This window comes from Bradyrhizobium sp. WSM2254 (assembly GCF_000472645.1).
GTDB lineage: Bacteria > Pseudomonadota > Alphaproteobacteria > Rhizobiales > Xanthobacteraceae > Bradyrhizobium > Bradyrhizobium niftali.
Genome location: NZ_AXAB01000037.1, coordinates 73,060 through 92,296 on the forward strand (window position 1 = coordinate 73,060; position 19,237 = coordinate 92,296).

The window sequence follows — 19,237 nt, forward strand, 5'->3', positions numbered from 1 at the left end:
ACTGTCGGTTTACGCGGCGAACTTCGCGAGCCGGCTCATCTCCTGCGTCACCAGTTCACGATAGGGTCCGTGCCCCTGCATCAGGCGATCGGGCGCACCGTCCTCGATGATCTTGCCGGCCTTCAGCACCACCACGCGATCGAAATTGCGCAGCGTCGCGAGGCGATGCGCGATCGCGATCACGGTCCGGCCGCGCATCAGGCGCATCAGTGCCTCGCGGATCGCCTCCTCGGACTCGCTGTCGAGCGCCGCGGTGGCCTCGTCCAGCAGCAGGATCGGCGCGTCCTTCAGGAAGGCGCGTGCAATCGCGATGCGCTGGCGCTGGCCGCCGGACATCTTGACACCGCGGTCGCCGACCATGGTGTCGAGGCCTTCCGGCAGGCTATCGATGAAATCGCAGCGCGCCGCGATCGCCGCGCGCAGCACCTCGTCGTCGGTCGCGTTCGGCCGGCCGTAGCGGATGTTCTCACGAATGGAGCGGTGGAACAAGGAAATGTCTTGCGGCACCACCGAGATCGCCTCACGCAGGCTGAGCTGGGTCACCTTGGCGATGTCCTGGCCGTCGACGGTGACGCTGCCGTCGTCGACGTCGTAGAAGCGCTGCAGCAGCGTGAACAGCGTCGATTTGCCGCCGCCGGACTGGCCAACCAGGCCGACGCGCTGGCCGGGCTGGAGCCGCAGGCTGAACCGCTCGAAGATCTTCTCGCCGCCGGGATAGCCGAAGGTGACGTTGTTGAACGCGATCGCGGCGCCGCTCTTGACCAGCGGCTCGGCCTCGGGGTGATCGCGCAATTCGTGCGGCACCAGCAGCGTGGCGATCGCCTCGGTCAGGCGCGCGACGTGCTGGGTGACGTCGACCAGCGCCACCGCGAGATCGCGCGTGGCGTTGAGAATGGACAGGCCGAGGGTGCAGACCAGCACGACGTCGCCGGTGGTCGCCTGACCGTCCTGCCAGAGCGTGATCGCCCAGGCCATCAGCGCAATGGTAAGCACTACGGTCACGCCGGCATGCGTGAGCCGCAGCTTCTCCAGATAGCGCAGGCTGCGGCCGCGCGCGGTGAGTTCCCGGTTCACGGTCGCATCGAACCGCTCGTGCTCGTGGCTGATGCCGCAGAAGGCGCGGACCAGCGGCATGTTGCTGATGACGTCGATCATCTCGCCGTCGACGACCGCCGCCTTGTCGGCGAAGTCGTCATGCAGCGGCTTGCCGGCCGCGGCCAGATGGAACATCGCAATCACCATGCCGCCCGCGACCACGATCAGGCCGAGCGCCATGTAGGGACTGACGGTTCCAATCAGCATGATTGCCGCAATTGTGGCAATGCATGGCGGCAGCACGTTCCAGACGAACATGTTCTCGACCGTGAACACCGCGTTCGACGTTGCCGTGATACGGCTGGTCAGCATGCCAGGCATACGGTCGGAGAAGTAGCTCGGCGCGTGTCCGGTCAGATGGCGAAAGATGTCGCGGCGCAAATCGCCGGTGACGCGGACGAACGTAAAGCTCGCCGTCCAGCTCGCGATCCGCCACAGGAAGTTGTCCGCGGCGATCAGCGACATGAGCAGAATGAATGCCAGCCATACGCTGCCGCCATGCGCGGTTCCCGCCGACAGACTGTCGACCAGGGATTTGACGCCATACTGCGTGCCCACGGAGCAGGCAACGGCTGCAACGACAGCGGTCAGGATCACCAGGTGGGAGGCAAGCCGTCGCCGAAGATAGCGCAAGACAAAGGCAAATGGTCTGCGCGCGTATCCAGAAAGATGATCCATGTGGCTGTCGCCCCGTAGTGATGATTACAGTTTTTTCTACCAGCCGACTGAACATCGACCGCTTCGTCCCGGTTCCGGGCCAAGCGATCACGACATGCGGATGCGGACGATCTGCGAAGAGGAGATGGCAGCATCGAGACAAGGCGCGCGATGTGTCGAATATGTAACGTTTGTTGAGAGGAACTTCGCAAGTGCGGGAACGTTCCCTTCCCTGGCATAGCCGGTGCCGCACAGGCTGGGGGTTTTTCAACGTTCATGATCGCAGAGGAGAAGGTGAGATGCGCATTGCGCAGGTAGCTCCGTTGACGGAGGCTGTTCCACCCAAGCTGTATGGCGGCACCGAGCGGGTGGTGCATTGGTTGACGGAAGAGCTGGTGGCCCTGGGACATGACGTGACGCTGTTCGCCAGTGGCGACTCGCAGACGTCGGCAAAGCTGGACGCCCTCTGGCCGCGGGCGCTTCGCCTCGACGGTTCCGTGCGCGACCCCAACGCCCTGCACATGGTGCTGCTGGAGCGTGTGCGGCAGAAATGTGACGACGAGGAGTTCGACTTCCTCCACTTCCATCTCGATTATTATCCGTGGTCGCTGTTCCACCGGCAGCCGACACCGTTCGTGACCACGCTGCACGGCCGGCTCGACCTGCCGGAGCATCAGCCGGTGTTCAACATCTTCTCCAAGATGCCGGTGATCTCGATCTCGAATGCCCAGCGGCGGCCGGTGCCGCAGGCGAAGTGGGTGACGACGATCCATCACGGCCTGCCGGAGAACCTGCTGACGCCGAAGCAGGCCAAGCAGGAATATCTCGCGGTGCTCGGCCGCATCGCGCCGGAAAAGGGCGTCGACCGCGCCATCAAGATCGCGACCCATTGCGGTATCCCGCTGAGGATCGCAGCCAAGGTCGATCGCGCCGACCAGGATTATTACGACGAGCTGATCCGGCCGATGATCGAGAACAATCCGCTGGTGGACTTCATCGGCGAGATCAGCGATCACGAGAAGTCGGATTTCTTGAGCGGTGCGCTCGGACTTCTGCTGCCGATCGACTGGCCCGAGCCCTTCGGCCTCGTGATGATCGAAGCCATGGCCTGCGGAACGCCGGTCGTCGCCTTCAACCGCGGCTCGGTGCCGGAGATCATCGACGAAGGCCTCACCGGCTTCGTGGTCGAGGACGTCATCAGCGCCGCCGGCGTCGTCAAGCGCCTTCCGCAACTGGACCGCGCGGCGATCCGCAAGCAGTTCGAAAAGCGGTTCACGGCACGGCGAATGGCACTGGACTATCTCGCCGCCTATCGCAGCCTGACGGAAGCGCAGGCGCCGCGGATCAAGCTGGTGAGCAGCGCGGAGTAGTACACGCTGTCGCCTCAAATTGCACTGTCATGCCCCGCGAAGGCGGGGCATCCAGTACGCCGCGGCAGAAGTTGAATCACACAACTCCCGCCGCGGAGTACTGGATCGCCCGGCCAAGCCGGGCGATGACAGTGAGTGTGTGGCGCCCCGCTCTATCAACGAGTCATTGCGAGCGCAGCGAAGCAATCCAGAGTCTTTCCGCGGAGGGGTTCTGGATTGCTTCGCTGCGCTCGCAATGACGGAGGACGCGGCAGCAGCGGTGCCTTACGTCACCATTGCTCTTTTCGGCTCGACGATCTCGAACATCCGCGGGAATTCGTCCATCAGGCCCATCAGCTCGGCGAGCTTCATCGGATTGCCTGATAGCGTGATCTTGCCGGCGGCGACCGCCTCCGGAAAGCTCGTCAGCTTCGCGATGACCTCGTCGAGCGTCGCGCGCGCCAGCGTGAAGCTCACATCGGCGTTTTCCGCCTGCACGCCCTCGCTATAGGTGAGCGCGCAGTTTTCCAGGTTGAGCACGAATGTCTCGCCAGTATCCGAAAAACGCCAGTTCAGCACAATGTGCTTTCCTTCCGCCTTGGGGCCGTTGAGGCGGATGCCGAGCACGTCCCAGAGCTGCCCGGTGCGCAGCGCCGCCAGCGTCTCGCGCGGCATTGGCGGGCGCGGCGGGGCCTTCGGCATCCCCTGGCGCAATTCCTGGGCGCCGAACAGATAGGCGTTGCGCCAGGTCGCGCTCTCGGCGGCATAGCCGAGCTGCTCCAGCGTATCGGCCAGCAGGCTACGTGCCGCCGCATTGTCAGGCTCGGCGAAGACGAGATGGCCGAGCGCCTGCGCGACGAAGCGGAATTCGCCCTTGTCAAAATCCGTCCGCGCACGGGCGAGGATCGCGTCGGCGCCGCCCATATACTCGACATACTTCCTGCCCGATGCCACCGGCGGCAGCGGATCGAGATTGACCGGATTGGCGTCGTACCAGCCGAGATATTTCTGGTAGATCGCCTTCACATTGTGCCGGATGTGGCCGTAATAGCCGCGGCCGTGCCAGGCGCCCTCCAGGCTCTTCGGCAGCTGGATCGTTTCGGCGATCTCGGCGGCGGTGAGGCCGTGGTTCATCAGGCGGATGGTCTGGTCGTGCGCGAACTTGTAGAGATCGCGCTGCTGCCGGATCATGGTGCCGATGCGCTCGCGGCCCCACACCGGCCAGTGATGCTGGCCGCACATCGCCTCCGCCCTGCCGTCCCACAGCTGCAGGGCCTCGCCGAGGTACTTCGACCAGGCCAGCGCATCGCGCACGTCGGCGCCGCGGAACGGCAGCAGATTGTGGAAATTGTGGGTGCAGTTTTCCGCGAGGTTCAACAACTTGTAGCGCGGAATGAAGAAGTGCATCTCCGCCGGCGCTTCGCTGTTCGGCGCCATCTGGAATTCGAATTCGACGCCGTCGATCACCCGCCTGTCGCCGGTCGCCATGATCAAATCAGTCGGACGCAGCAGCGCGACCGAGCCCGCCGCCATCGACTTGCCGAGCCCGCAATCGACCTGCGCGCGCACGCCCTTGGCGAGGAACGGGCCGAACTGGTACTGCGCCCGCCGCAGCATTGCAGGCCCCGCGATGATGTTCTCGGAGACGGCATGCTCCATGAACAGGTTCGGCGCGATGATCGGCACGCTGGCCGTGGCGAGCGCGTCCTCCTCCAGCACGCCGCGCGCGCCGCCCCAATGGTCGGTGTGGGTATGGGTGAAGATGACGGCGGCCACCGGCTTGGTGCCGCGATGCCGGAAGTAGAGATCGAGCGCGGCGCGCGCACCTTCGATCGAGGTCAGCGTGTCCACGACGATGACGCCGCTGTCGCCCTCGATCAGCGTCATGTTGGCGATGTCGAGCCCACGCACCTGGTAGACGCCTGGCACGACCTCGAACAGCCCATGCTGCATGTTGAGGCGCGACTGCCGCCACAGGCTGGGATTGACCGTGGGCGGCGCCTGGTCAGTGGAGAGAAAGCCGTAGGGCTCGAGGCTCCAGACCGTCCGCCCCTGCGGGTTGGTGATCGCCGCATTCTCGATCGTGCCGAGAAAGCCGCGCGCGGCATCGTCGAAATCCCGCGTGTCGGAAAACGGCAGCGCATTCAGCATCGCCGTTTGCCGCGCGATGACGGACGGTGTTGCGTCCTTCGGTTCGCGGCTGAGTTCAGTCATTTCGGTTTCCTCCGGCCTGTTGCGCGGCATCTAACCGCATCTCGAGGTCGATTGCCATCATTGGCGGAGGCAGCACAGGCTCCCCACAGGGGGAGAGCGTGCACCGAATTCGCCACCCTCGCTAATGCATCCCCAGCACCCGCGGCAGCCACAGCGTCAAATCGGGCCAGTAGGTCACGATGACGAGGAAGCCGAGCATGGTGATCAGCCACGGCAGCACCGCGACCGCGAGCTCGGTTATTCGCATTCGCGCGATCATCGAGGCGACATAGAGGTTGAGGCCGACAGGCGGATGGCAGAGGCCGACCTCCATGTTGACGTCCATCACGATGCCGAAATGCACGAGGTCGATGCCGAGCTTCTTGGCCGCCGGTGCCAGGATCGGCGCCATGATCAGGATGATCGAGTTCGGCTCCATGAAGTTGCCGGCGAGCAGCAAGAGGATGTTCACCACCAGCAGGAAGCCGACCCAGCCGAGGTTCTGCGCCGCGATCCAGTCGGCGAGCGTCGCCGGCAGGTTCTCGTTGGAGAGCACGAAGGAGAACAGCACTGCGTTGGTGACGATGTAGAGCAGCATCGCGCTGGTATTGGCGGCGCGGAGCAGCACCCGCGGCACGTCTTTCAGCCCGATGGCCCTGTACACGAACACCGCGATGACGAAGGAGTAGACCGCGGCCATCGCCGCCGCCTCGGTGGCGGTGAACAGGCCGCTGTAGATGCCGCCGATGATGATGACGACCAGCATCAACCCCCAGATGCTCTCGCGGAAGGTGCGGACGGTCTCACCCCAGCTCGCCTTCGGCAGGCGTGGATAGTCGCGCTTGCGCGCGAGCCACCAGGTGACGATGCAGAGCATGGTCGTCAGCATGATGCCGGGCAAGAGGCCCGCGACGAACAGCGCGCCGATCGAGGTATTGGTCGAGACGGCGTAGACGATCTTCGGGATCGACGGCAGCATCAGGATGCCGAGCGAGCCCGCGACCGTGATGATGCCGGCGCCGAAATGCATGGGATAGCCATGGCGGACCATCTCCGGCAGCACGATCGCGCCGATCGCGGCAACGGTCGCGACGCTCGAGCCGCAGACCAGCGCGAACATCGCGCAGGCGACGATGCCGGCCAGGCCGAGACCGCCATGCCAGTGGCCGATCAGCGAGGTCGCGAAATTGATCATGCGACGCGCGACGCCGCCATGGGTGAGGAAATTGCCGGCGAGGATGAAGAACGGGATCGCCATGATCTCGAAGCCCTCGATGCCCGTGAAGAGCTTCATCGAGACCGCCTCGATCGGCACCGTGGTCAGCGTGAACAGGAACGTCATCACGGTGAGGCCGAGCGCGATCGAGACCGGGATGCCGGTCAGCATCAGCGCGATCAGCAGCGCGAAGACGGTCGCGGCCCGCATCCAGTGCGGCAGCAGCACCACGCCGAACTTCTCGGCGAGGCACATCGCGAAGATCAGGATCGGCGCCAGGATCAGGATGACGCCGAGCGGCGACACTTTTCGCGCGGCGGCTTTGGTCGCGGCGCCGGCGGGCTGCGGATGCAGCGCGGGCGAGACGTCGGCCTCCACGCCTTCGACACGGGTCTCGTCGTGGTGCGGCAGCTCGCCGGTCCAGTAGTAGAACCATGAGACCTGGAGGAAGCGGAAACACATCAGGCCGGAGCCGAGCGGGATCGCCAGATAGACGAACCACATCGGCGCTTCCAGATCGTTGGACTGCTGCCCGGTGTGGAACATCTCCTTCACGAAGGAGGCGCCGAAGGCGGCGATCATGCCGGTGAACAGCGCGCCGCAGAGCAGCGCGAACAGGATCACGTGCTTGCGCGAATGTTCGGGCAGGCGGTTGACGAGCAGGTCGACGCCGACATGGATGCCGGTGCGCACGCCATAGGCCGCGCCGAACTTCGCCATCCAGATGAACATGTAGATGCAGAGTTCCTGCGCCCATGACAGGTCGAGCTCGGACAGGAAGGTGAACACCGTCATCGACAGCGTCGCGAGCCACGTCATCCCGTGTGCGGCCGCCCAGCGCGACAGGACGATCGACTCGCCCGCGCCATAGCGATGCAGGACCGCGATGAAGATCAGGCCGGTTGCGGCCGCAATGAGCGTCGCGATCAGCCATTCTTCGAGATGATTGAGCGCCTGGTTGAGCACGCGAAGCAAATCAAGGTCCCCCTACCGATGCGAAACGGCCGGGAGCGCACACACTCCCGACCGTTTGTATTATTCCTCCGGAAATCGCGTCAGTTCATCTTGACGTCGAGTTCCTTGGCGACGAGATCGAGCACTTCCTGCCCGACCCGGCCCTTGGCCCATTTGTAAGTCGGCTGCATCGCTTCCTGCCACGCCTTGCGATCGGCGTCGGTGAGATAATGCAGCGTGGTCTTGCCCGCCTTCTTGATCTCGGCGAGCGCGTCCTCGTTCTCCTGGCGTGCGATCGAATTGGTGTAGTCGGTCGCCTCGTTCATCGCCTTCTCGAGCTGAGCGCGAATGTCGGGCGGCAGGCCGGACCAGAATTTGGAGTTGACGATGACCGCATATTGCAGATGGGCATGATAGGACACGGTGATGTCCTTCTGCACCTCGTAGAACTTCTGCGTCCAATAGTTGGACGCGGTGTTCTCGCAGCCGTCGACCACGCCGGTCTGCAGCGCCTGGTAGACCTCGGAGAACGCCATGATCTGCGGGATCGAACCCATCAGGCGGAAATACTGGTCCGCGATCTTCGATCCGGAGATACGGAATTTCAGGCCCTTGAAATCCTCCGGCTTCATCAGCGAACGATTCGACGACACCATGTGGAAGCCGTTGTCCCAATAGGCGAGACCGCTGATGCCCTTGGCCTCCAGCTTCTGGAACAGCCACTTGCCGACCGTGCCCTTCATCGCATTGGCATAGGTCTCGTCGTCCTTGAACAGCCAGGGCAGGTCGAGCGCCTCGAATTCCTTGATCCCGAGCGGCGCGAACTTCGCGGTCGAGGGCGCGAGCATCTGCACCGAGCCGAGCTGCAGCGCCTCGATCTCTTCCTTGTCCTTGTAGAGCGAGGAGTTTGGATAGACTTCGATCTTGACCTTGCCGTCGGTGTACTTCTCGGCGAGTTCCTTGAACTTCAGAGCGCCCTTGCCCTTCGGGGTGTCGTTGGCGACGACGTGGCTGAATTTGATGCTGATCGGGCTCTGGGCCTGGGCCAGGACAGGAACGAAGGCCGGAGCCAAAGCAAACGTGGCCGCTGCGACCGCAAGAAGCAGTTTGCGCATGAATGACCTCCCCAATAACCCTAGAAAACCGGGTTCTTTTTTGTTTTGCAGGCCAGTAGTGGCAGCAATCCGCCAGCCGAACAACTAGACCTAAGCCCAATTTTCCCGCAGCCAAGCTAGCTTGACTGCTACTGAACGCGCAACCGGGGGCCAGCCCCTCTCCCGGGCTACCGCAGATGAGATCCGCGCGACTGCCGAGGGTGCTCGGCCTGCATGGTGCGAGACGCCTGCTTTGGCGGGCTCATCACCATGAAGGTCTGATGTCACGCCGCAAGACACGACGAACGCTCATGTCGCATTGCGGCAATGCACTCATCCCTTGCGCTGGGCGACCATGAACAGACGCCGGAACGGGAACAGCGTCTGCCCCGCCGCATTCTTCGGATACGCCTTCGCCACCCGCATCCCATAGGCCGCCTCAAAGGCAGCCTTCTCGTCGCCCGCGAGCACGTCGAGATAGCGCGTCAGCCAGGTGCCCTTGGTCCATTCCTTCACCGGGTTCTCGCCTTCGAGCACCTGAAGATATTCGGTCTCCCAGATGTCGATATTGTCCGACATCGGAGCCAGAAGATCATGGTAGAAGGCCGGCCCCTCGACCGGCGGCGGGGTGACGAGATGCTCGACCTTGGGCCGCCAGGGGCCGTTCAGGGCGGTCTCGCCGATCAGCACATGCGAAGGGGCCAGAAAGTTGCGCGGCATCTGCACCGCAAGCATGCCGCCGGGCACGACCTTCTCCATCACCGACGGAAACAATGCCGCATGATTGGGCAGCCAGTGCAGTGCGGCATTGGAATAGATCAAGTCATATCGCTTGGCCGGACGCCACTGGCCAAGGTCTTCATGGGACCATTGCACGTCCGGCGCCGCCTTGCGGCCGGCGGCAACCATCTCCGCCGAGCCCTCGACGCCGGTCACGATCGCATCCGGCCAGCGCTCCCTGATCAGCTTGGTGACGTTGCCCGCGCCGGCGCCGAGATCGGCGATCTCGCGCGGCGCAAAATCCGGAATCCGCATCAACAGGTCGACAGCGGGCCGGAGCCGGTGGCCGGAGAACTTCAGATATTGCTGCGGATCCCAGACCATCGTCTCAGCCTTTTCTTTTTCGTGTTTCCTTCAACGTGGCTCTTGGTTACCACTGCTCGTCCCGCTCAGGCAATTCTCCTGACAGGGACGGGCAGGAAACGAACCGCAACGAGAAACCAAACATGAGAGCGTGCGACCATGGACCTCGGGCTCAAATCGAAAACCGCTGTCGTCACCGGAGCGAGCATCGGCATCGGCCGTGCCATCGCCAAGGGCCTGGCGGCCGAAGGCGTGCGCGTCGTCGGCGTGGCGCGGCGCACCGACCTGCTCGCCGAACTGGTGCAGGAGGTCGGCGGCGGATTGATCACGCCGTTCGAGCAGGACGTGATGGCCAAGGACGCGGCGGAGAAGATCACAGCCTTTGCCGTGGGCGAGCTCGGCCATGTCGACATCCTCGTCAACAATGCCGGCGGCAGCCGTCCCCTTCCCGTCGACGCGCCCGACAGCAAATGGGACGAGGCGATCGCGCTGAACTTCACCAGCTACCGCCGCATCGCGCATGCGCTGCTGCCGCAGATGATCGAACGCAAATGGGGCCGCATCGTCAACATCACCGGCAAGTCCGAGCCGGAAGGGCTCAACGCCGCCTTCGCCGCGAAGGCCGCCGTGCACGCCTGGGCCAAGGGCCTGTCGCGCGAGATCGGCGAGCACGGCATCACCATCAACTGCATCCCGCCCGGCCGCATCATGAGCGAGCAGATCCGCCGCAACTATCCGCCGGACTATCGCGAGCGCTTTGCCGAGGAAGAGATTCCGGTCGGCTATTGGGGCGAGCCGGAGGACCTCGCGGCGCTCGCGGTGTTCCTGGCCTCGCCGGTGGCGCGGTACATCACGGGGACGGTGATCCCGGTGGATGGGGGGCTGCGGCGGTATCAGTTCTAGGGCGGGGTCGCTGAAGCCGATCAGGCCGCGAAAGCAGGCAGTGTCCGATCTGCTCCCGGAAGCGGACAGCGTCGGCTCGCTCTGGCGAGTTGGCCATAGGCCAGGAGACGACATGTCACGGTGGCAGATGCCTCCAAATGGGTTGTTCACACCGCGCTTTTCGCGGGCGCCTAGTAGAACCACCGGTAATGCCTATTTCTTGATTGTGTTGTGCTCAGGCGACACAAATTTAGGTCCGAACAAGATGAAAGCCGTCCTACCTGCCAATGCCCGGTCTATGGTCGAGCCGTTTCTTCCCAACGATATTACGGTTTCGTGGTGGTCATCGCCCGACGAAGCAAAGGAAATGATTGCCGACGCTGCTATTGCCTGGGTTGATTTAGCGCCGGTTAGATTGACGGCGGAAGCGATCCTTGCGTCCGGGCCGACACTTAAATGGGTATCGACCATTTACGCCGGGCTTGATGGCTTTCCGTTCGACATTTTGAGAGAACGAGGTGCGATGCTAACGAATGGCGTCGGCATAAATGCTTATCCTGTTGCCGAATACGCGGTGTTGGGCGTTCTTGCAGCGGCGAAGCGCTTTGACAAAGTCATTCGCCTGCAAGACCAGCGTGAATGGCCGAACGAGCCGCCCGGCAGGACTGAACTATTCGAGACCAAAGCCCTTATCGTAGGAATGGGCGCGATTGGTAAACTGATAGGAGAACGGTTAGCGGCGTTCGGGATCGAGGTTACGGGCGTAACGCGCTCAGGTCGCAACGCTACACTGACACCAGATCAATGGCGGGCACGGCTTGGCGAATTTGACTGGATAGTTCTCGCTGCCCCTTCGACCGATGCAACCAAATCCATGATTGGTCGAAGCGAGCTTGCCGCGATGAAACCCACTGCATGGCTCATTAACATCGCGCGCGGTGACATGATCGATGAAACGGCATTGCTAGACGCATTGCACGGCAACGAGATCGGCGGCGCTTTTCTCGACCCTACACATCCTGAACCGCTCCCGCCCCATAGCCCGCTCTGGTCTGCGCCAAATACGATGATCACCATGCACTTGTCAGGGCGCAGCCAGACGAAGATGTGGCGTCGTGCAGCAGCCCTGTTCCTTAGAAACCTAGACGCCTTCCGGAGCCGCAAGCCGATGGAAAACACAATCGATTTGAATACCGGATACTAAGCCACGTCCGCTTTGGGTCAGACTGAGAAGTCCGGGCGGGCGATCGGGAAGTCGGCTTTGCCCCCATGAACGGACATTCCTGCGAACGGCAGCTTTGCGCCAGAAACCGCCCCTGGGGCGCTCGAAATCCAACTTTCGCTCTGCGAATCCCCTCCGCGGTCATGTGTTCAGTCCCCTCCAAGATCGTGGATTTCCGGTCGCATGCCCTCAGGCGTAACTTCGAGCGTCGCAAGCGTGATCGGCAGCTTGAAGCGTCGCAGTCCCGCGCTGCCCGGATTCAGGTAGAGAACGCCGCCGACCGTGTCGATCTTCGGCACGTGGGAATGCCCGGAGACGATGACGTCGATGCCGGCGCCGGGATCGCCCTGAAGGGTCTTCAGGTCGTGCAGAACGTAGATCGACTTTCCCGCCAAGCGCACAAGGTTCGTGTCGGGGTATTCGCGAGCCCACTCGCCATTGTCCACGTTTCCACGGATGGCGGTGACAGGAGCGATCCGGGAAAGCGCGTCGATGATCTCGGGACGCCCGATGTCGCCGGCATGAATGATGTGTTCGACGCCCGTCAGGGCTCGTTCCGCCTCCGGCCTCAACAGGCCGTGCGTGTCCGAAATGATTCCAATCCTGAACATCATTTTCCGTCGCTCTAAGCCGCGATCGCCAAAAGACGATCGAGAAGTTCAACCTGAGCGGACAGCATCTTAGTCCGCGCGAACTCGATATCGAACCAATCCGCGCGGTCTACTTCAGGAAAACTCTGCCGTCGACCGCTTCGGGGCGGCCATTCGATATCGAAGGTATTGCTGGTCAGCGCCGCCGGGTCAAAATGGCCCTCGCGCAATCAAACCGAAGCGAAGTTCGGCACGATGTTGCATTGACGATGCCTCGGAACAAGCGATGCGCTGTCAGCGGCTGACGCGCCACAGGGCGATCCAACCCCGTTTCCGATAGCGCTGAGCGGGCATAAACCAATGATTGCGAGAAAACCTCTGCAGATGATCCTCGTCGCTTCTTCCCGGTGCTTTGGCCGCCCAGCTTAGGCTGGGCACACCTGCGCGTTTGTGGCAGAATCAGAGCTTAGGACAGTACCTCCTCACCCAGCATTGGGTCACTTGGAGGCTTCCGGTTGAACCCATCGTTTTTCGGTTCGACGCGCATGGACAACAGGTTCCAAGTGCTATGGGAGGACGATGCCCGCGTCTTTTGCCGGGCTTTGTGTCCTGATTCCGATGCCACCTGCAGAGCTGTATTGGCAGTACATCCCAAGGCGAAGCACGCTTCGTCCGGCATCCTCGATCGGCTCGCTCACGAATTCGAACTGAAGGACCAGCTGGATGGCGCGTGGGCAATGCGGCCGCTCGGGCTGGAGTACGACGGTGGTCACCCTGTTCTGCTGCTTGAGTATCCTGGCGGCCAGCCACTCGAGCAGTTGCTTGGTGAGCCCATGGACATCGAACGCTTTTTGCGACTAGCAATCGAGATCGCGAGAGCCTTGAACAAGGTGCATCAGCGCGGCCTCGTTCACAAGGACGTGAAACCGGCGCATATACTGGTAAACTGCGACGACGAACGGATCCGGTTCACCGGTTTCGGTATCGCTTCGCGCCTGGTCCGGGAGCGACGCATGCCCGGGCCGCCCGAGTTCATCGTGGGCACGCTGCCCTACATGGCGCCCGAACAGACCGGGTGGATGAATCGCTCGATCGATTTCCGTAGCGACCTCTACTCGCTTGGTGTGACGCTCTATCAAATGCTGACTGGCTCGTTGCCGTTCACCGCGGCACATTCGATGGAGTGGGTACATTGCCATATCGCGAGAAAGCCGGTACCGCCCAGCGAGCGCGTGAGCACTGTACCGACTGCAATCTCGGCCGTAGTACTCAAGCTGCTCGCCAAGTCCGCCGAGGAACGTTATCAGGGCGCGCCGGGTCTCGAGCATGATCTACGCCGCTGCCTGAATGAATGGGAAACCGGACGTCGGATCGAAGAGTTTGCACTCGGGCAATACGACACGCCCGACCGACTGCTGATCCCCGAAAAGCTCTATGGAAGAGACCGCGAGATTGACATCTTGCTGGGCGCGTTCGACCGCATGCTCAAGAGCGGCGCGCCGGAATTGGTGCTGGTTTCCGGATATTCCGGCGTCGGCAAGTCCTCAGTGGTCAATGAGCTCCATCATCGGCTTGTTCCGTCGCACGGACTGTTCGCATCGGGCAAATTCGATCAGTACAAACGCGATATTCCGTATTCGATGCTGGTCGAGGCCTTTCAGAGCCTCGTGAGGTCTCTTCTGAGCAAGAATGACGCCGAACTCGCGAACTGGCGCCAAGCCTTTCAAGATGCGCTGGGCGCAAATGGGCGACTTGTTGTCGACCTGATTCCTGAATTGCGGCTGATCACGGGAGAGCAGCCACCCGTTCCTGATCTCCCGCCACCGCAGGCACAAAACCGCTTCCATCACGTACTCCGACGCTTCATAGGGGTATTCGCACGTTCCGAGCATCCGTTGGTACTTTTCCTCGACGATCTCCAATGGGTCGACGCCGCCACGTTGGACTTGGTTGAGGATCTGTTGACCCGGACCGATCTGCAATACCTGATGCTGATCGGGTCCTTTCGGGACAACGAGGTCACGGCCGCCCATCCGCTACGGCGTAGGCTTGAGGGCATAGAGAACGCTGGCACAAACGTGCAGCAGATCATCCTTGCGCCGCTTGCCGGCGAACACATTTCGCGCCTGATTTCTGATGCTCTAGGCTGCGATTTGCTGCATGCGGCGCCGCTCGCGCGTCTGATCCACGATAAAACGGCCGGCAATCCATTCTTCGTGAATCAGTTCCTCCACGTACTTGCCGCGGAAGGCCTCGTCCGCTTTGATCATGAGGCGGTGTGCTGGTGCTGGGATTTGGATCGCATTCACGCAAAAGGTCACACCGACAACGTCGTGGATTTGATGATCGCAAAACTGGCACAGTTGCCGGCTGACACACAGGACACGCTGCGGGAGTTGGCCTGTCTCGGAAATTTCGTCGAAACCACGACACTCTCGATCGTCCTCGGGCGCTCCGAGCAGCAGGTTCATGCGGCGCTTTGGGAGGCGGTCCGCCAGGAATTGATCGAGCAACAGACCGGCGCCTACAGGTTTGTCCACGACCGCGTACAAGAAGCCTGCTATTCGCTGATCCCGGATCATCAACGCGCGGCGCTCCATCTACGAATCGGGCGGCAGTTGCTGGCGCAGACATTCGGGGAGAAGCGCGAGAAGGCGATCTTCGCAATCGTCAATCAGCTCAACCGCGGCGCGGCCTTGATCACCTCGCGAGATGAACGCGTGCAGCTTGCGGAGCTCAATCTGACAGCCAGCCTGCGCGCGAAGGCGTCGGCGGCCTACGCGGCATCGCTCAATTATGCCGCAACCGGTGCGGCATTGTTACCGCACGACGGTTGGGAGCGCTTCCAGCGGCTTGCTTTTTCGCTCGAGTTGCATCGCGCCGAATGCGAGTTCGTGACCGGCGATGTCGTTGAGGCGGAACAGCGCTTACAGGAACTGACGACGCGAATCGCAAGTGCAACCGACCTTGCTGTGGTCGCACGCCGGCTGGTGGATTTGTATACGGCGCTCAGCAAGCCGGACCGCGCGGTTGACGCCGGTCTCGGCTGTCTGGAACGACTCGGGATTCGATGGCTTGCCCACCCAAGCGATGATCACGTCCGACAGGAATACGAGCGCGTCCGATCTCGCCTCGGAGACCGAGCGATCGAGGAGGTGTTGGATCTGCCGCTGATGACCGACCCGCTCGCACTGGCCATGTTGGACCTTTTGACGGCCCTCATGCCGCCTGCATTCTTCACCGATACGAACCTTCGCTCGCTGGTGGTCATCAAAGCGGTCGATTTCAGCCTGGAGTGGGGGAACAACGATGCTTCGTGCGTTCCCTACGTCATGTTCGGCGCCATTGCCGGCGCGCGCTTCGACGACTATGAGGCGGGGCTTCGATTGAGCCGTATCGGCACTGAGCTGGTCGAGCGGCGCGGATTTTCGCTCGTTCAAGCGCGGACCTACCTGAACTATGGCAACCTCGTCCTTTCATGGACAAAGCCCCTCCAGCACGCGCGAGACGCGTTTCGACGCGCATTCGAGGCGGCGAGCAACAGTGGCGATATCACGTTCGCGGCCTTCAGCTGCGCCAGCCTGAATGCCAATTTCCTTGCGGCGGGCGATCCGCTTGCAGAAGCACAACGCGAAGCCGAGCACGGATTGCGGTTGACCGAGAAGGCGAAATTTGCGCTGATCGGCGACATCATAAAGCCGCAGCTTGAGTTGATCAGGATGCTGCGTGGCCTGACGCGGCGGTTCGGCGCTCTTCACGACAATCAGTCCGACGAGCTTTGGTTCGAGCGGCATTTGGCTGCTGATCCGGCACTCGCATTGCCTGAGAGCTGGTACTGGATCCGCAAGCTGCAAGCATGTTTCTTTGCCGGCGACTATGTGTCGGCCGTTGCCGCCGCGGCCAGGGCTCGGAGCCTACCGTGGTCACCACCTCAGCTATTCGAAACGGCGGAATACGAGTTCTATGCAGCACTGTCCCATGCCGCATGCTGGGATTTGGCACCCCCTGAAGAACAGCAAGAGCACTTTGAAGCGCTGACGGCCCACCAGCAGCAGCTCGAACTGTGGGCGCAGAATTGCCCTGAGAGCTTCGCCAATCGCGCTCTCCTTGCCGGCGCAGAAATCGCCCGCCTCCAAGGCAGAGAACTTGTCGCGGAGCGTCTCTTTGAACAAGCCATCGGCTCCGCCCGCGGCAACGGCTTCGTCCACCACGAGGGGCTCGCTTACGAATTGGCCGCGCGCTTTTACGGCACACGTGGCTTCGAAGAGTTTGCGCGCATCTATCTGCAAAGAGCGCGCGATTGCTATGTTCGTTGGGGGGCGGACGGAAAAGTGCGGCAACTTGAGGATATCCATCCGCACCTCAAGGAGGTGAGATCAGAGCCTGGCGCGATGAGCACCATCGGGACGCCGGTCGAGCATCTCGACCTTGCCACCGTGATCAAGGTGTCTGAAGCGGTATCAGGCGAGATGGTCTTGGAAAAGCTCGTTGAGACGCTGATGCACACGGCCGTTGAACAGGCAGGAGCTGAACGGGGTCTGTTAATCCTGTCGCACGAGAACAACGAGCCGCGCATCGAGGCGGAAGCCACGACAACCGGCGAGAGAGTGACCGTCGAACTGTGCGATGCAGCGGTGACCGAGGCTCTGGTTCCGGAATCCGTTCTCTATTACGTAATGCGGACCAGAGAGTGCGCTGTTCTCGAGGATGCCGCCTGCCAACCTCCCTTTGCTACGGACCCCTACGTTGGTCAGCGCAAGCCTCGTTCCATTCTTTGCTTGCCCCTGATCAACCAGGGGAAACTTATCGGGGTGCTCTACCTTGAGAATACACTGACGCCTCACGTTTTCGCACCCGCAAGGGTTGCTGTTATAAAATTACTCGCCTCACAAGCGGCAATCGCGCTGGAAAATGCGACTCTGTACCGCGATGTCAGAGAACGCGAAGCGAAGATCCGCCGCCTTGTCGACGCCAACATCATTGGGATCATCATCTGGGAGCTTGAAGGTCCAATTCTGGAGGCCAATGACGCGTTTCTGCGCATCGTGGGGTACGACCGTGAGGATCTCGCCTCTGGCCGCCTGCTCTGGACTGACCTGACACCGCCGGAATGGCTCGACCGCCACGAACGATGGTGGATCCCGGAACTCAAGAAGATGGGGAGCGTTCAGCCGTTCGAGAAAGAGTATTTCCGTAAGGACGGAAGCCGCGTGCCGGTCTTGATCGGAATGGCTGCGTTCGACGAGCAACGGGACCAAGGTGTCTCCTTTGTCGTCGACCTGACGGAGCGTAAACGGTCCGAGGAGGCTCTGCGGGAGAGCGAAGAGCGTTTTCGTACTCTCGTACAGTTCTCTTTCGACGTGTACTGGGAATCAGATGCGAACCATCGCTTCATCCGCCAGGAGTTCGCCGAAACCATTGCTGACGCTCCCGCGTCGGGCTCTGAACTTGGTAAAACGCGCTGGGAGGTGCCCTACTTGGAGCCCGACGAGGAGGCTTGGCGCAAGCATCGGGAGACGCTCGATGCCCACCTGCCGTTCCGTGATTTCGAGCTCGCGCGCCCGACGACCGACGGCCGCAAGCGCTACGTGTCCGTCTCCGGGATGCCGGTTTTCGACGAGTCCGGGAAGTTCGTCGGTTATCGCGGCGTGGGACGGCACATCACCGAACAGAAGCGGGCCACGGAGGCCCTGCGCGAGATGCAGAGGGAGTTGGCGCATGCCAACCGCCTCGCCACCATGGGCGAACTCACGGCCTCGATCGCCCATGAAGTGAGCCAGCCGATTGCCGCGGCATCCATGAATGCTGGTGCCGCCGCGCGGTTCCTGGACAGAAACCCGCCCGATCTCGAGAGGGTCAGGCAATCGCTGGGCTGGCTCATGAACGATACTGCTCTGGCTAGCGACATCATCCAGCGAATTCGCGATCTCATCAAAAAAGCACCGCCTCGGAAGGATAACTTGGACATCAACGCGGCGATCCGGGACGTGATTGAGCTTACCCGCGGCGAAGCGATGAAGAACGGTGTCTCGGTGCAGACGGAACTTGCAGACAGCTTGCCGCTTGTTGAGGGCGATCGCGTCCAATTGCAACAAGTGGTCCTTAACCTGATTGTCAATGCTGTCCAGGCAATGGGTACTGTGGCGGACGACGCTAGAAGGGTACTTATCACCACCGCTGAGGTCGGCCCTGACCGTGTTCTTGTCGAGGTGCAGGACTCGGGACCGGGATTGGCAGTGGAAAATCTCGAGCAAGTCTTCACCCCCTTTTACACGACGAAGCCGGGCGGGCTCGGGGTGGGACTGTCCATCTGCCGTTCGATTATCGAAGCTCATGCCGGGCGCTTGTGGGTGACCCCTAACCTGCCCCGCGGCGCGACTTTTCACTTCACCGTGCCGGTCCGTCCCGCAGACGCTTCGTGATGATCTCGGGGTTACCAACTTCAGCGCACACGGATCGAGGCGCCGAGGTCGGCTAATGGGATGGTCCGGCCGTGCTCCGGCCCTGCCAGCACGAGAAGCTGGCAAGGGGCGCTCAAGACAAGGAGCACGCCATGTCTCAGAAACTTAACGCAGCGATCGCCGTAATCGGCATCGATATCGGCAAGAACTCGTTCCACATCGTGGGTCATGATCAGCGCGGCGCCATCGTGCTGCGGCAGAAGTGGTCACGCGGCCAGGTGGAAACGCGGCTCGCCAACCTGCCGCCGTGCTTGATCGGTATGGAGGCCTGCGTCGGCGCGCATCATCTCAGTCGCAAGCTCCAAAGGCTTGGCCACGACGCCCGCCTGATGCCGGCGAAATACGTGCGCCCCTACTCGAAGGGACAGAAGAATGACTTCCGAGATGCGGAAGCCATCGCCGAGGCTGTCCAACGCCCGACCATGAAGTTCGTCGCGACCA

At 62.0% G+C, this 19,237-nt stretch carries 11 protein-coding genes and 1 pseudogene; 5 read left to right on the top strand and 7 right to left on the bottom strand.

Translation table 11 applies throughout. The features are described 5' to 3' along the window. Window positions 1-9: 9 nt before the first annotated feature. On the bottom strand, window positions 10-1,773 hold the full coding sequence (locus A3M7_RS0126140; protein ID WP_027546573.1) for an ABC transporter ATP-binding protein: 1,764 nt from the start codon (window positions 1,771-1,773) through the stop codon (window positions 10-12). Between the two features lie 278 nt (window positions 1,774-2,051). Between A3M7_RS0126140 and A3M7_RS0126145 the strand changes: the two genes are divergently transcribed. Beyond that, window positions 2,052-3,122 carry a glycosyltransferase family 4 protein gene (locus A3M7_RS0126145; RefSeq protein WP_027546574.1) on the top strand — a complete coding sequence of 357 codons (1,071 nt, stop codon included), beginning with the start codon at window positions 2,052-2,054 and terminating at the stop codon, window positions 3,120-3,122. A 264-nt stretch (window positions 3,123-3,386) separates the two neighbouring features. Here the strand turns inward: A3M7_RS0126145 and A3M7_RS0126150 are convergent, their stop codons facing one another. The 5 genes and pseudogenes from A3M7_RS0126150 to A3M7_RS0126165 form a co-directional block, all read right to left on the bottom strand. Further along, window positions 3,387-5,315 carry an alkyl/aryl-sulfatase gene (locus A3M7_RS0126150; RefSeq protein ID WP_027546575.1) on the bottom strand — a complete coding sequence of 643 codons (1,929 nt, stop codon included), beginning with the start codon at window positions 5,313-5,315 and terminating at the stop codon, window positions 3,387-3,389. A 121-nt stretch (window positions 5,316-5,436) separates the two neighbouring features. After that, the gene (locus tag A3M7_RS51320; RefSeq protein WP_027546576.1) at window positions 5,437-6,720 is read right to left on the bottom strand and encodes a TRAP transporter large permease; all 1,284 of its coding nucleotides are present in this window, start codon (window positions 6,718-6,720) and stop codon (window positions 5,437-5,439) included. A gap of 243 nt (window positions 6,721-6,963) precedes the next feature. Further along, window positions 6,964-7,329, bottom strand: a pseudogene (locus A3M7_RS51325) (TRAP transporter small permease); the annotation flags it as partial. A 236-nt stretch (window positions 7,330-7,565) separates the two neighbouring features. After that, window positions 7,566-8,579, bottom strand: a complete 1,014-nt coding sequence (locus A3M7_RS0126160) for a DctP family TRAP transporter solute-binding subunit (protein WP_027546577.1) — start codon at window positions 8,577-8,579, stop codon at window positions 7,566-7,568. Between the two features lie 312 nt (window positions 8,580-8,891). Continuing rightward, the gene (locus A3M7_RS0126165; RefSeq protein ID WP_027546578.1) at window positions 8,892-9,662 is read right to left on the bottom strand and encodes a methyltransferase domain-containing protein; all 771 of its coding nucleotides are present in this window, start codon (window positions 9,660-9,662) and stop codon (window positions 8,892-8,894) included. 138 nt (window positions 9,663-9,800) lie between these two features. Between A3M7_RS0126165 and A3M7_RS0126170 the strand changes: the two genes are divergently transcribed. Next, window positions 9,801-10,544, top strand: a complete 744-nt coding sequence (locus A3M7_RS0126170) for an SDR family NAD(P)-dependent oxidoreductase (RefSeq protein ID WP_027546579.1) — start codon at window positions 9,801-9,803, stop codon at window positions 10,542-10,544. 112 nt (window positions 10,545-10,656) lie between these two features. Further along, window positions 10,657-11,727, top strand: a complete 1,071-nt coding sequence (locus A3M7_RS0126175; RefSeq protein ID WP_198033816.1) for a D-2-hydroxyacid dehydrogenase — start codon at window positions 10,657-10,659, stop codon at window positions 11,725-11,727. Window positions 11,728-11,894: 167 nt separating this feature from the next. Here the strand turns inward: A3M7_RS0126175 and A3M7_RS0126180 are convergent, their stop codons facing one another. Then, window positions 11,895-12,359 carry a metallophosphoesterase family protein gene (locus A3M7_RS0126180; protein ID WP_027546581.1) on the bottom strand — a complete coding sequence of 155 codons (465 nt, stop codon included), beginning with the start codon at window positions 12,357-12,359 and terminating at the stop codon, window positions 11,895-11,897. Between the two features lie 521 nt (window positions 12,360-12,880). On the opposite strand from A3M7_RS0126180, the gene A3M7_RS0126190 reads away from it, so the two are divergent. Continuing rightward, the gene (locus tag A3M7_RS0126190; protein WP_027546582.1) at window positions 12,881-18,757 is read left to right on the top strand and encodes an AAA family ATPase; all 5,877 of its coding nucleotides are present in this window, start codon (window positions 12,881-12,883) and stop codon (window positions 18,755-18,757) included. A gap of 131 nt (window positions 18,758-18,888) precedes the next feature. Further along, window positions 18,889-19,237: transposase (locus A3M7_RS0126195; RefSeq protein ID WP_027546583.1), on the top strand; the 349-nt coding region annotated here is incomplete at its 3' end.

Coding starts and splice junctions, on each gene's coding strand:
- A3M7_RS0126140 (WP_027546573.1), bottom strand. CDS start 1,773: ATGGATCATCTTTCTGGATACGCGCGCAGACCATTTGCCTTTGTCTTG.
- A3M7_RS0126145 (WP_027546574.1), top strand. CDS start 2,052: ATGCGCATTGCGCAGGTAGCTCCGTTGACGGAGGCTGTTCCACCCAAG.
- A3M7_RS0126150 (WP_027546575.1), bottom strand. CDS start 5,315: ATGACTGAACTCAGCCGCGAACCGAAGGACGCAACACCGTCCGTCATC.
- A3M7_RS51320 (WP_027546576.1), bottom strand. CDS start 6,720: ATGCGGGCCGCGACCGTCTTCGCGCTGCTGATCGCGCTGATGCTGACC.
- A3M7_RS0126160 (WP_027546577.1), bottom strand. CDS start 8,579: ATGCGCAAACTGCTTCTTGCGGTCGCAGCGGCCACGTTTGCTTTGGCT.
- A3M7_RS0126165 (WP_027546578.1), bottom strand. CDS start 9,662: ATGGTCTGGGATCCGCAGCAATATCTGAAGTTCTCCGGCCACCGGCTC.
- A3M7_RS0126170 (WP_027546579.1), top strand. CDS start 9,801: ATGGACCTCGGGCTCAAATCGAAAACCGCTGTCGTCACCGGAGCGAGC.
- A3M7_RS0126175 (WP_198033816.1), top strand. CDS start 10,657: ATGTCACGGTGGCAGATGCCTCCAAATGGGTTGTTCACACCGCGCTTT.
- A3M7_RS0126180 (WP_027546581.1), bottom strand. CDS start 12,359: ATGATGTTCAGGATTGGAATCATTTCGGACACGCACGGCCTGTTGAGG.
- A3M7_RS0126190 (WP_027546582.1), top strand. CDS start 12,881: ATGGACAACAGGTTCCAAGTGCTATGGGAGGACGATGCCCGCGTCTTT.